This is a genomic window from Streptomyces sp. NPDC001407, from assembly GCF_042895325.1.
Taxonomy (GTDB): Bacteria; Actinomycetota; Actinomycetes; order Streptomycetales; family Streptomycetaceae; genus Streptomyces.
Map to the genome: position 1 here is coordinate 163,122 of NZ_JBIAWF010000006.1, position 12,835 is coordinate 175,956.

A 12,835-nucleotide genomic window follows, 5' to 3' on the forward strand; every position below is an offset into this window, starting at 1 on the left:
GATGACACCGCGCAGCACGAGGCCGCGCGTCGTACGGATGTCGGTGGAGCTGCCGCTGTGGCGCGCGCTGACCGGCTACCGCATCCTGACGCTGGGCTACGCCCTCGCACTGTTCTTCCTGAACTACCGCGAGTACGCCCATCCGGCCGGGGCGGCGCTCTACATGGGCGCACTCACGCTCTGGATGCTGCTGACCTGGAACCGGGTCACCTCTCCCGAGCGCTGCACCAAGCGGTTCCTCGTCGCCGACCTGACCATCGCGCTGGCCGGGATCCTGCTCACCTCCGTCGTCGACTCCGCCGAGCGCATCGACGGGGGAGCGGCCACCCTGCCGTCCATCTGGGCGGGCGGCGCCGTACTGGGCTGTGCCATCAAGGGCGGCTGGCGCTGGGCGATCGTCGGCTCCACCCTGGTGGCCGCCGCCAACCTCGCCGAGCGCGGCGGCATGGCCCGCGACACCGTCCACAACGTGCTGCTGGTGTGGGTCTCCAGCGTCGCCATCGGCTACATCGTGGAGGTCGCCCGGGCCAGTGAGCGCACGCTCGCCCGCGCCCTCCAGATCGAGGCGGCCACCCGCGAGCGCGAACGGCTCGCCCGCGACATCCACGACAGCGTGCTCCAGGTGCTCGCCATGGTGCAGCGCCGGGGCGCCGCGCTGGGCGGCGAGGCCGCCGAGCTCGGCCGGATGGCGGGCGAGCAGGAGATCGCCCTGCGCACCCTCGTCGCCGGGGGCCTGCGGCCCCCGCGGGGCACGCGGGAGCAGCTCGCCGGGGACGCGGAGCTCGTACGGTCCGTGGGCACCCCGCCGCTGGCCCCGGAGGGGCCCTGCGACGTGGGCGCGCTGCTCGCACCGCACGCGGGGGCCGCGGTCTCCTACGCCGGGCCCGGCACGCCCGTCCTGCTGGAGGCGGCCGCGGCGGCGGAGCTGGCGGCCGCCGTCGGAGCCGCACTGGACAACGTCCGCGAGCACGCCGGGGACGGCGCGCGGGCCTGGATCCTGCTGGAGGACGAGCCGGACGCCGTGATCGTCACCGTGCGGGACGACGGGCCGGGCATCGCCGAGGGCCGGCTGGCGGCGGCCGAACGGGAGGGACGCATGGGTGTCGCCCTGTCGATCCGCGGCAGGCTGCGTGACCTGGGCGGCAGCGCCGAGCTGCTGTCCGTGCCCGGCCAGGGCACAGAAGTCGAATTGAGAGTTCCACGGGGGAGCGAGGCCAGGAAATGAGTGACGAGCAGACCGTGAAGGTCATGGTGGTCGACGACCACCCCATGTGGCGCGACGCCGTCGCCCGCGACCTGGCCGCCGCCGGGTTCGACGTGGTGGCGACGGCCGGTGACGGCCCCCAGGCGGTGCGCCGGGCCCGGGCCGCCGCCCCCGACGTGCTGGTCCTGGACCTCAACCTGCCCGGCCTGCCCGGCGTCGCCGTGTGCAAGGAGCTCGTCGGCGAGAACCCCGCGCTGCGCGTCCTGGTGCTCTCCGCGAGCGGCGAGCACGCGGACGTCCTGGAGGCCGTGAAGTCCGGCGCGACCGGCTATCTCCTGAAATCGGCCAGCACCGAGGAACTGCTCGACGCCGTCCGCCGGACCGCCGCGGGCGACCCGGTGTTCACCCCTGGCCTGGCCGGACTGGTCCTCGGGGAGTACCGCAGGCTGGCCTCCGACCCGGCCCCCGCGGCCCCCGACCAGCGGGACGCGCCCCGGCTGACCGACCGCGAGACCGAGGTGCTGCGGCTCGTCGCCAAGGGCCTCTCGTACAAGCAAATCGCCGAAAGGCTGGTTATCTCGCACCGTACGGTGCAGAACCATGTTCAGAACACCTTGGGCAAACTCCAGTTGCACAACCGCGTGGAGCTCGTGCGCTACGCGATAGAGCGAGGTCTCGACGGCGCCTGACCGTTCCCGGCCGGGCGGTGTCCCCGGCTGAAGGGAGATTGTCATGCGGGTCGGAATGCTGACCGGCGGCGGTGACTGCCCCGGGCTCAACGCGGTCATCCGCGCCGCCGTCCGCAAGGGCGTCCAGGACTACGGTCACGAATTCATCGGCTTCCGCGACGGCTGGCGGGGGCTGGTCCAGGGCAACACCGTGCCGCTCGGCATCCCCGCCGTGCGCGGCATCCTGCCCCGGGGCGGCACGGTGCTCGGCTCCTCGCGCACCAACCCCTTCAAGGACCCGGAGGGCGTCCACCGGATCCGGGAGAACCTCGTCAAGGACGACGTCGACGCCCTCATCGCCATCGGCGGGGAGGACACCCTCGGCGTCGCCGCCCGGCTCCACGAGGAGCACGGCGTCCGCTGCGTCGGCGTGCCCAAGACCATCGACAACGACCTCTCCGCCACGGACTACACCTTCGGCTTCGACACCGCCGTCAACATCGCGACCGAGGCCATCGACCGCCTGCACACCACCGCCGAGTCCCACATGCGGGTCCTCGTCGTCGAGGTCATGGGCCGGCACGCCGGCTGGATCGCCCTCCACTCCGGCCTCGCCGGGGGCGCCAACGTCATCCTCATCCCCGAGCAGCGCTTCGACCTCGACGAGGTCTGCGGCTGGGTCACCTCCCGCTTCCGCGCCAGCTACGCCCCGATCGTGGTCGTCGCCGAAGGCGCCATGCCGAAGGACGGCGACCTGGTGCTGAAGGGCGCCGCCGCGCACGACTCCTTCGGCCACGTCCGGCTGTCCGGGGTGGGCGAGTGGCTGGCCAAGGAGATCGAACAGCGCACGGGCAAGGAGGCCCGCACGATCGTGCTGGGGCATGTGCAGCGCGGGGGGACGCCGAGCGCGTTCGACCGGTGGCTGGCGACGCGGTTCGGCCTGCACGCGATCGCCGCGGTCCGGGACGGCGACTTCGGCCGGATGGTGGCGCTGCGGGGCACGGACATCGTCCGTGTGCCTCTCGCTGACGCGACGGCTCGCTTGAAGACGGTGCCGGAGTCTTTGTACGAGGAGGCGCGTACGTTCTTCGGCTGAGGGCCGGGGGGCCTGCGGCGCTTTGTTCCCCACCCCGCCCCTTCCCGAACTGGGACTGCGCCCCAGACCCCCTGACCGCGCTTCGCGCGGTGTCCTCAAACGCCGGACGGGCTGGATATCCAGCCCGTCCGGCGTTTGAGGACGCGGCCGCAGGCCGCTCCCGCCGCAGGCGGCAACGGACCCGCGCTCGGGGGTCGGGGGCACGCGCCCCAGTTCGGGAAGGGGCGGGGTGGGGGAAAAATCAGACCAGCACCGCAGCCAGCAGCTCAGCCACCAGCGTCGCCCCCGACAGCGTCAGGATCGACTCCGGATGGAACTGGACGCCGGCGAATCCGGGCCCCCGGAGGGCATGCACATCCCCCGTCACCGCGTCACGGCAGACCTCCACCCGGTGCATCGCCAACTCCGCCGTCGCGGACTCGTCGCATCGCGCGGTGAACGTGTTGTAGAACCCCACCCTCTCCGCCCGCCCGAAGAAGTCGATCCGTTCCTGCGCCCCCTGGAACGGCACGTCCTTGCGTGCGATCTCCAGACCCAGCTCCGCCGCGATCAGCTCGTGCCCGAGGCACACCCCGAGCAGGCCGTGCGGGTGCCCGCGCAGCAGTTCCGCCGCCAGGCCGCGCAGCAGCCGCATCTTGGGGTCGGCCACGTCGGAGGGGTCGCCGGGGCCGGGGCCCAGCACCACCGGGCCCTCGTGCGCCAGGGCGGCCTCCCGCAGCCCGGGTTCGTCGTAGCGCCGCACGGTGACCGTCAGCCCCGACGTCCGCAGCAGGTGCGCCAGCATCGCCGTGAAGGTGTCCTCGCCGTCGACGACGAGCGCGTGCCCGCTGAGCCGCGCCGTGGACGTGGGGCTCTGCATCCGCAGCCAGAAGGGGGCCAGATCCTCGCGGCGCGCGTCGAGCGCTGCGCGCACCTCGGGGTCGTCCGCGAAGCGCGCGGCGGGAGCCGTCCCGCCGCGGCGCGCGGTCCGCACGCCGAGCGCGGCCAGCACGCCCGCCGCCTTCGCGTGCGTCTCGGCGACCTCGCCGTAAGGGTCGGAGTGCCGCACGAGCGTGGCCCCGACGGCGAGCCTCAGCCGCCCGCGCCGGTCGATGTCGGCGGTGCGGATCAGGATCGGCGAGTCGAGCGTCCGGCCGCCGCCCGCGTCCCGCCCGATGAGCGCGAGCGCGCCCGCGTAGTAGCCGCGCCCGCTGCCGCCCGGCCCCGCCGGCTCGTACCGCTCGATGACGCGGCACGCGTTCTGCACCGGTGACCCGGTCACGGTCGCCGCGAACATCGTCTCCCGCAGCACGTCCCGCACGTCCAGCGAGGAGCGTCCGCGCAGCTCGTACTCGGTGTGCGCGAGGTGGGCCATCTCCTTCAGCCGCGGACCGACGACGACCCCGCCCATGTCTCCCACGGTGCACATCATCTTCAGCTCCTCGTCCACGACCATGGACAGCTCCTCCACCTCCTTGCGGTCGTGCAGGAAGGCCAGCAGCCCCGCCCGGTCCGGGCCGTCGGCGGGATAGCGGTAGGTGCCGCTGATCGGGTTCATCACGACGGTGTTGCCGGCCATCCGCACGTGCACCTCCGGGCTGGCGCCGATCAGCGTCCGGTCGCCGGTGTGCACGACGTACGTCCAGTACGCGCCGCGTTCGCCCGCCAGCAGTCGCCGGAACAGGGCCAGGGCATCGGCCGCGGTGAAACCGTGGACCTCGCCCTCGAAGGTCCGCCGGATGACGAAGTTGGCGCCCTCCCCGGAGCCGATCTCGTCCTCGATCACCCGCCGGACGATCCGCGCGTACTCCTCGTCCCCCACGTCGAACGCCCCGCCCTCCACCCGCACCTCGTGCGCGGGCAGCGCCGCCAGGACCTCGGCCAGGGGCAGCTCGTGCGCCTCATCCGGGCGCAGCACCGCCAGCGGGGTGCCGTCGTCGCGGACGTCGAAGCCGCGCTCGCGGATCTGCCGGAACGGGATGAGCGCGAGCGCGTCCAGGACCGGGCCGCTGTCGGCGGGCGGCCCGTCCGGCAAGGGGATGTGGGCCAGCCGCTCGACCTCCCGCACGGTGCCGGTGAGCAGCTCGACGACGTCGTCCGGCCGGCCGGGGGTGCGGCGGTGCAGCAGGGCGAAGGGCGGGCAGGCGGGGTCGGTCAGCCGTGCGAGGAGGGTGCGGGTGTCGCCGGTCATGCGGGTTCCTTCCGGTGAGGAGAGGAACGGCCCGGGAAACACGGAAGGCCGCCCCTCCGGGCGGCCTTCGCGGTGTGTCTTCGGTGTACGCGCGATCAGTGGGCCGCCGGTCGAGCGGTCCACCACCAGTTCTGGTTCGTCGGTGCGTACATGCTGCGCACCTTACCGGACCGGCCGGGGGCGGGGGCAGGGCCGGCGGGTGGCGGGGAGGCGCGCACCGGGGCGCGGACCGGGGCGGCACGCCGGGCCCGACCACCGGGAACGGCGGTTTTCCGCCACCCCCCGGCTCCATGACCCGTCTCACAGTGCGGTCCGGCGGATGGACCGCGCTCGCCGACCCCGTAGGGTTGGAGCGTGACCGTGAACGCTGAACTCCACGCCGGTGGCAACACCTGGCGCTCCCTTCCCGCGGCGCAGCAGCCTGAGTGGCCGGACCAAGAGGCTCTGCGCGATGTGATCGCCGAGCTCGAGTCCTATCCGCCGCTGGTCTTCGCCGGCGAGTGCGACCAGCTGCGTCAGCGCCTGGGAGCCGTCGCCCGTGGTGAGGCGTTCCTGCTCCAGGGCGGCGACTGCGCCGAGGCGTTCGACGCCGTCGGCGCCGACCAGATCCGCAACAAGCTCAAGACGCTGCTCCAGATGGGCGCCGTGCTGACCTACGCGGGCTCCGTGCCCGTCGTGAAGGTGGGCCGGATCGCCGGTCAGTACAGCAAGCCGCGCTCGAAGCCGACCGAGACCCGCGACGGCGTGACCCTGCCGACCTACCGCGGCGACTCCGTCAACGGCTTCGCCTTCACCCCCGAGGCCCGCACGCCGGACCCGCAGCGGCTGAAGCGGATGTACCAGGCGTCGGCGTCCACGCTGAACCTCGTCCGCGCCTTCACCACCGGTGGCTACGCGGACCTGCGCCAGGTGCACGCCTGGAACCAGGACTTCGTGAAGTCCTCCCCGTCCGGGCAGCGCTACGAGGCGCTCGCCCGCGAGATCGACCGGGCGATGAGCTTCATGAACGCCTGCGGGGTGGACCCGGAGGAGTTCAAGACCGTCGAGTTCTACGCCTCCCACGAGGCGCTCGTCCTCGACTACGAATCGGCGCTGACCCGCGTCGACTCGCGGACCGGCGACCTCTACGACGTCTCGGGCCACATGGTCTGGATCGGTGAGCGCACCCGCCAGCTGGACGGCGCGCACATCGAGTTCGCCTCCAGGATCCGCAACCCGATCGGGGTGAAGCTCGGCCCGACGACCACGCCCGAGGACGCGCTGACGCTGATCGAGCGGCTGGACCCGGACCGCGAGCCCGGCCGGCTCACCTTCATCACCCGCATGGGTGCCGACAAGGTGCGCGACAAGCTCCCGACCCTGGTCGAGAAGGTCACGGCGTCCGGTGCCCAGGTGGCGTGGATCTGCGACCCGATGCACGGCAACACCTTCGAGGCGGCCTCGGGCCACAAGACCCGCCGCTTCGACGACGTGCTGGACGAGGTCAAGGGCTTCTTCGAGGTCCACAAGGGCCTCGGCACCCACCCGGGCGGCATCCACGTCGAGCTGACCGGTGACGACGTCACCGAGTGCGTGGGCGGCGGCGACGAGATCTTCGTCGACGACCTGCACCAGCGCTACGAGACGGCCTGCGACCCGCGGCTCAACCGCAGCCAGTCGCTGGACCTGGCGTTCCTGGTGGCGGAGATGTACCGCGATCAGTAGCAGACCCCGAGAGGCCTTTGGCGAACGGCGTGGGGCGCGGATCACTTCGATCCGCGCCCCACGCCGTTGTCATCCGCCCACCGGGCCGGGTAAGGTAAGGGTAACCTTATTGATCAACCCGGTAGGGCGGTGACCCGCGTGTACGTCTGCTCTTGCTTCGGCATCACCGAGCAGCAGGTGCGTGAGCACGCGGACAAGGGGGCGTGCACGCCCCGCCAGATAGCCTCCGCGAGCAAGGCCGGCACGGACTGCGGCAGCTGCGTCCGCCGCATCCAGTCCCTGCTAGGCCGTGGCGCGTGCCCGCGCCGCGAGCTGGCCGACCAGGGCGACCGGGACGTGCTGGGGACCGAGGTCCCGCGGATACCGCAGGCGCCGCTGGCCCGGGTGGCCGAGGCCCGCGCGGCCTGACCGCCGTTCCGCCGGCCCGCCGGCCCGCCGGGATCAACTCCGGGTCACGCTCCGGCTCACTCCGCCCCGCCGTTCGACTGCTCGATGAACTGCGCGAGGTAGAGCGGCTCGCCGAGCTTCTCGATCAGCTCCAGCTGCGTGTCGAGATAGTCGATGTGCTCCTCCTCGTCGGCGAGGATCGACTCGAAGATATTGGCCGAGGTGATGTCGCCCTTGGCCCGCATGACCTCCACGCCCCGCTTGAGCCGGTCGATCGCCTCGACCTCGACCTGCCGGTCGGCCTGGAACATCTCCACGATCGACTGCCCGATCCGCACATGGAAGAGCCGCTGGTAGTTGGGCAGCCCTTCCAGGAAGAGGATGCGGTCGGTCAGCACCTCCGCGTGGCGCATCTCGTCGAACGACTCGGCGCGGGTGTGCGCGGCGATCTTCGTCCAGCCGAGGTGCTCCTGCATTTTCGCGTGCAGGAAGTACTGATTGATGGCGGTCAGCTCGGCAGTCAGCTGTTCATTGAGAAATTCGATGACCTCGGGGTCGCCCTGCATTGCAGAGGCTCCTTCCAAGAGGGTGACTGGCAGGTTGCGCGCATCCTCGCACCGCCCCCCTGAAGCGTCCAGTAAGTGCACACTTAGTGGGAGTTGCCCTGATAGCGGAACCCCTGGTCATCAGCACTGTCCAAGGTCTGACACCATGGAGACATGGGTCAGTCGGAAAGCCGCAAAGGGGCGCAAGTCGAGTTGCCTCCGGGGCAGCGCCTTCAGCGCGGATGGCCGGTGACGCACTACGGGCCGGTCCCGAAGTTCAGGCCGGAGCGCTGGGAGTTCCGTGTCTTCGGGTCGACCGCCGACGGCGACAAGCACTGCTGGACGCACGAGGAGTTCTCCGCACTGCCGTATTCGACGGTGGTCGCGGACCTGCACTGCGTCACGAAATACAGCATGCTGGACGCCGAATGGGGCGGCGTGCCCGCGCGGACGATCCTCGAACTCGCCCCGCCCGCACCCGAGGTCACCCATGTCATGGTGTGGGCGGAATACGGCTTCTGCTCAAATCTCCGGCTGTCCGATTTCGCGGCCGAGCAGACCATCTTCGCGACCCACAAGGACGGCGAACTCCTCACCGCCGAGCACGGCTTTCCCGTACGCCTGGTGGTCCCGCACCTCTATGCGTGGAAGGGGCCCAAATGGGTGCGTGGCGTGGAGTACATGACGGCCGACCGCCGGGGTTTCTGGGAAGAGCGCGGATACCACAATCTGGGTGATCCCTGGCAGGAACAGCGCTATTCCTACCAGGAGAAACCGGGCGACGGACCGGAGGTCTGAGGGACCGGGGGAGGCCCCCGTCAGGCCGCGACGCCGTCCCGCAGACCCCTCAGCCGCGCCACGTCGGCCGCGTGCCCCTCGGGCCCGCCCGGGGTCTCGATGATCAACGGCACGCCCGCGGTCGCGGGATGACCGAAAAGCTCCGCGAAGGGCTCCGCCCCGATGTGGCCGGAGCCGATGTTCTCGTGCCGGTCCCGGTGCGCGCCGACCCCCTCCTTGGAGTCGTTCGCGTGGATCAGCCGGAGCCGCCCCTCGCCCACCACGTCCACCAGCTCGTCGAGCGTCCGCTTCATCCCGCCCGGCTCGGCGAGATCGTGGCCCGCCGCGAACACATGGCAGGTGTCCAGGCAGACGCCGAGCTTCGGGTGGCGCTCCAGCGCCTCGAAGTACGGGCCGAGATCCTCGACCAGCGAGCAGAGCGACGCGCCCTGCCCGGCCGTCGGCTCCAGCAGCAGCCACGGGTCGTCGTCGTGGGTCAGCTCGTCCAGCAGCGGCAGCAGCCGCTCGTGTACCTGCGCCAGCGCCTCCCGGCGCGGGCGGCCACCGGTCGCCGAGCCCGTGTGGACGACGACGCCGAGGGCGCCGATCGCCCGCCCGCGGTGCAGTGAGTGCCGCAGCGACTCCCCGGACAGCTCGACCGTCGCCTCGGTGTGCGAGCCGAAGTTGATCAGATACGGGGCGTGCACCCAGACCGGGAGCGACTCCTGCTCACAGGCCGCCCGGAACGCCTCGTCCTGCCGCGGGTCGCCGGCGGGCGTCGCCCAGCCGCGCGGGTTGGCGACGAAGACCTGCACCGTCTCGGCGCCCATCGTCCGCGCGTACGGCAGGCCGGTCTTCGCCAGGCCCCCGGCGACGGGGATGTGCCCGCCGACGGGGTTGCGGGCGCGCGGGGCCGGGAGGAGGCCGGAGGGCCCGGGGAGCCCGGGGAGCCCGGGGAGCCCGGGGAGCCCGGGAAGCTCGGTCATCCCTACAGCCCGCCCTTCATCCGGATGGTGATGGTGTCACCCTTGGCCGCCTGGTCGCCGCCCTTGACGGACTGGCTGTCGACCGAGTCGCGCGGGAAGAAGAACGGCCGGTCCACGCTGACCTTGAAGCCCGCCGAGGTGAGGGCCTGCTTGGCGGCGGCCTCACTCTTCCCGGTGACGTCCGGGACCGTCACCATCTCCTTGCCCTTGGAGACCGTGAGCGTGACCGTGTCGCCCTTCGCGAGCTGCTCGCCGTCGCCCGGCGACTGCGCGGCCACCGAGCCCTTGGCGACGTCGGAGTAGACCTGGGTGTCCGAGACCTCGACCTTCAGCCCCTTGTCCTCCAGCGTCGAGGTGGCGGCCGCCACGGTCATGCCCTGCACCTTCGGCACGCTCAGGGCCGCGCCCTTGCTCACCGTCAGCGCGACCGGGGTGTCGGGCCTGCGCTCCACCCCCGGCTTGGGGTCGGTGGCCAGCACCGAGCCCTGCGGGGTCTCGCCGCTGAACTGCTTGCCGACCTCGCCGACCGTCAGGCCCGCGCCCTCGATCTTCTTCTTCGCCTCGTCGAAGGTCATGCCGACGACATTGGGCACCTCGGCCCGCGCCGGGCCCTTCGACAGGGTGACCGTCACCTTGCCGGTGTTGCGGATCCGGCCGCCGGGTCCGGGGTCCGTCGAGATGACGTGACCCCGCTCGACGGTGTCGCTGAAGTCCTGCTTGGTCCGCATCCCGAGCCCGGCCTTGTCGAGCGACTGCTCCGCCTTGTCCTGGGTCATGTCCAGGACGGCCGGGACGGTCGTGAACTGGCCGGAGTTGATGTACCAGACGCCCGTGCCCACCACGGCCAGCAGGACGGCCGCGAGCACCGCGAGCAGGGTGCGGCTCGGCCGGGGCCGGCCGGTCCGGGCCACCGCGGCGGCCGGCGGGGCCGGGGGAGCGGGCGGCTGCTCCAGCCGCGTCGTGCGGTTGAGCCGCTCGTCCTCCGCGGCCGGCAGGGGCCGGACCGCGGCGGGCCGGGGGATCACGCTCGTACGGTCCTCGGAGCCGCTCGGCGCCCCCTGCTCCGGCGTCCGCGCCTGCGGGGGCACGGCGTCCAGCTGCTCGTCGGACAGCGCCTCGCGGGCGGCGCGGACCAGCGCCAGCAGGCCCACCGCGTCGGCCGGGCGCTGCTGCGGGTCGCGGGCGGTGGCCTGGGCCACCAGCTCGTCCAGCGGCGCGGCCAGTCCCGGTACGGCGGCCGACGGCGGCGGCACGTCCTCGTGGAGGTGCTGGTAGAGGACCTGCGCCGGGGTGCTGCCGGTGTGCGGCTTGGCGCCGGTGAGCATTTCGTAGAGGACGACACCGCAGGCGTAGACGTCCACCCGGGTGTCGGCCGTGCCGTGTTCCATCTGCTCGGGGGCCAGATACGACACCGTGCCCAGGACCGAGCCGGTGGAGGCGGTGGAGTGGGTGTCCACGGCCCGGACGAGCCCGAAGTCGGCGACCTTCACCCGGCCGTCGTCCCCGATCAGCACGTTCTCCGGCTTCATGTCCCGGTGGACGAGCCCCGCGAGGTGGGCCGCGCCGAGCGCCGCGAGCACCGGCTCCGCGATGTCGAGCGCGGCGCGCGGCTGGAGCGCGCCGCGCTCGCGCAGCACGTCACGCAGGGTGCATCCGGCGACGTACTCCATCGCGAGATAGACGTACGTGCCGTCCGTGCCCTGGTCGAAGACGCCCACCACGTTCGGGTGGTCGAGCCGGGCCACGGACTTGGCCTCGCGGATGAAGCGTTCCACGAAGACCTCGTCGGCGGCGAGCCCCGGGTGCATCACCTTCAGGGCGAGCACCCGGTCGAGCCGCGTGTCGAGGGCGCGGTAGACCGTGGCCATGCCGCCGACGGCGATCCGGGCCTCGACCCGGTAGCGGCCGTCCAGCATGTGCCCGACGAGCGGGTCTCCTAGCGTCGTATCCACGCTAGGAGTCTAAGAGCCGTCAGGGGGCGCCCCCTAGTGGCCTTGTTTCCGGGGGGTTCCCCGGGCTCCTGGGTGCGGGTGCTTGGCGCCTGCGGCGGGCTTTGTTCCCCTACCCCGCCCCTTCCCGAAACTGGGGCGCGTGCCCCAGACCCCCGAGTGCGGGCCCGTTGCCGCCTACGGCGGGGACGCCCTGCGGGCGTGTCCTCAAGCGCCGGACGGGCTGGTGGTGCGGGTTCGCTGCTCCTCCCAGCCCCGCTCGGAGGTGCCCCCAACGGGTTGGTGGGGTGGACCGTGGCTCGTGATGCTGCGGGCCGGCAGGCTACGAGACCCGCAGGTGACGAACTCACGGTCCGTTCATCCAGCCCGTCCGGCGTTTGAGGACACGGCCGCAGGGCGTCCCCGCCGCAGGCGGCAAAACAACCCGCAGGGTAGAACCCACGGTCCGTGAATCCAGCCCGTCCGGCGATTGAGGACACCGCCGCGCAGCGGTGGTGCGGATGGGACGGCCCGCAGGCGACGCGCCAAGAGAAACCCCCGGCCTATCCGCCGTCGCCAAAGGCAGGGCGTTCCGGGTCGAAGGTCGGCAGACCCTCTGTGGGGGACGACGCCTCCGCGAAGTGGCGGCGCGGGATGCGGCCCGCTCGGAAAGCCAGGCGGCCTCCCTCGACCGCGTGGCGCATCGCCTCCGCCATCAGGGCCGGGTCCTGCGCGCGGGTGACCGCCGAGGCGAGCATCACCGCCGAGCAGCCGAGCTCCATCGCGATCGCCGCGTCCGACGCCGTGCCCGCGCCCGCGTCAAGGATCACCGGCACCCCCGCCCGCTCGGTGATCAGCTGGAAGTTGTGCGGGTTGCGGATGCCGAGGCCGGAGCCGATGGGCGAGCCCAGCGGCATGATCGCGGCGCACCCGGCGTCCTCCAGGCGGCGGGCGAGCACCGGGTCGTCGTTGGTGTAGGGCAGCACCGTGAAGCCGTCGTCCACCAGGATCTCCGCCGCTTCCAGCAGCTCGACCGGGTCGGGCAGCAGCGTGCGCTCGTCGGCGATCACTTCGAGCTTGACCCAGTCGGTGCCGAGCGCCTCCCGGGCCAGGCGGGCGGTGAGCACGGCCTCCCCGGCGGTGTAGCAGCCCGCCGTGTTCGGCAGGACCCGGATGTCGTGCCGGGCGAGCAGCGACAGCACCGAGCCCCGTACGTTCGTGTCCAGCCGCCGCATGGCCACCGTGGTGAGCTCGGTGCCGGAGGCGAGCAGCGCGCGCTCCAGGACGTCGAGGCTGGGCGCGCCGCCGGTGCCCATGATCAGGCGGGACGTGAAGGCGGTGCCCGCGACGGTGAGCAGATCGTCTGCCAT

The 12,835-nt window shown here is 72.3% G+C and carries 12 protein-coding genes; 6 read left to right on the forward strand and 6 right to left on the reverse strand.

Features of this window, described 5'->3' with window-relative positions; translation table 11 throughout:
* Position 1 precedes the first annotated feature (1 nt).
* Genes macS through ACFY1P_RS11735 form a run of 3 tightly spaced genes read left to right on the forward strand, consistent with a single transcriptional unit; the run spans position 2 to position 2,968 of the window.
* A complete protein-coding gene (macS, locus tag ACFY1P_RS11725) occupies positions 2-1,225 on the forward strand; it encodes a MacS family sensor histidine kinase (protein WP_390750531.1) in 1,224 nt (407 codons plus the stop codon).
* Positions 1,222-1,893 (forward strand): response regulator, encoded by a 672-nt coding sequence (locus ACFY1P_RS11730; protein WP_390750532.1) that lies wholly within the window; start codon positions 1,222-1,224, stop codon positions 1,891-1,893. The genes macS and ACFY1P_RS11730 overlap by 4 nt, the downstream gene beginning before the upstream one ends.
* Positions 1,894-1,936: 43 nt before the next feature.
* Positions 1,937-2,968 carry a 6-phosphofructokinase gene (locus ACFY1P_RS11735; protein WP_361523253.1) on the forward strand — a complete coding sequence of 344 codons (1,032 nt, stop codon included), beginning with the start codon at positions 1,937-1,939 and terminating at the stop codon, positions 2,966-2,968.
* A 241-nt stretch (positions 2,969-3,209) separates the two neighbouring features.
* Here the strand turns inward: ACFY1P_RS11735 and ACFY1P_RS11740 are convergent, their stop codons facing one another.
* Entirely contained in the window at positions 3,210-5,138 is a 1,929-nt protein-coding gene (locus tag ACFY1P_RS11740) for an anthranilate synthase family protein (RefSeq protein WP_390750533.1), read from the reverse strand.
* A 95-nt stretch (positions 5,139-5,233) separates the two neighbouring features.
* Positions 5,234-5,290, reverse strand: a complete 57-nt coding sequence (locus tag ACFY1P_RS11745; RefSeq protein WP_361535349.1) for a trp operon leader peptide — start codon at positions 5,288-5,290, stop codon at positions 5,234-5,236.
* Positions 5,291-5,492: 202 nt separating this feature from the next.
* Between ACFY1P_RS11745 and ACFY1P_RS11750 the strand changes: the two genes are divergently transcribed.
* Positions 5,493-6,842 carry a class II 3-deoxy-7-phosphoheptulonate synthase gene (locus ACFY1P_RS11750; protein ID WP_361535346.1) on the forward strand — a complete coding sequence of 450 codons (1,350 nt, stop codon included), beginning with the start codon at positions 5,493-5,495 and terminating at the stop codon, positions 6,840-6,842.
* A gap of 138 nt (positions 6,843-6,980) precedes the next feature.
* Entirely contained in the window at positions 6,981-7,250 is a 270-nt protein-coding gene (locus ACFY1P_RS11755) for a (2Fe-2S)-binding protein (RefSeq protein WP_361535393.1), read from the forward strand.
* Positions 7,251-7,306: 56 nt separating this feature from the next.
* Here ACFY1P_RS11755 and bfr read toward each other — a convergent pair whose 3' ends face one another.
* Positions 7,307-7,795: a bacterioferritin gene (gene bfr, locus ACFY1P_RS11760; protein ID WP_366005821.1), complete on the reverse strand. Its 489-nt coding sequence runs from the start codon at positions 7,793-7,795 to the stop codon at positions 7,307-7,309.
* Positions 7,796-7,948: 153 nt separating this feature from the next.
* On the opposite strand from bfr, the gene ACFY1P_RS11765 reads away from it, so the two are divergent.
* Positions 7,949-8,572 (forward strand): sulfite oxidase-like oxidoreductase, encoded by a 624-nt coding sequence (locus ACFY1P_RS11765; protein WP_361535399.1) that lies wholly within the window; start codon positions 7,949-7,951, stop codon positions 8,570-8,572.
* A gap of 20 nt (positions 8,573-8,592) precedes the next feature.
* On the opposite strand, the gene ACFY1P_RS11770 is transcribed toward ACFY1P_RS11765, so the two are convergent.
* From ACFY1P_RS11770 to ACFY1P_RS11780, 3 genes are all read right to left on the reverse strand, one after another.
* Entirely contained in the window at positions 8,593-9,537 is a 945-nt protein-coding gene (locus tag ACFY1P_RS11770; RefSeq protein ID WP_390750534.1) for a deoxyribonuclease IV, read from the reverse strand.
* Between the two features lie 2 nt (positions 9,538-9,539).
* Complete coding sequence (gene pknB / locus ACFY1P_RS11775; RefSeq protein WP_390750535.1) at positions 9,540-11,489, reverse strand: Stk1 family PASTA domain-containing Ser/Thr kinase; 1,950 nt, start codon at positions 11,487-11,489, stop codon at positions 9,540-9,542.
* A 539-nt stretch (positions 11,490-12,028) separates the two neighbouring features.
* Entirely contained in the window at positions 12,029-12,835 is an 807-nt protein-coding gene (locus ACFY1P_RS11780; RefSeq protein WP_361527112.1) for a thiazole synthase, read from the reverse strand.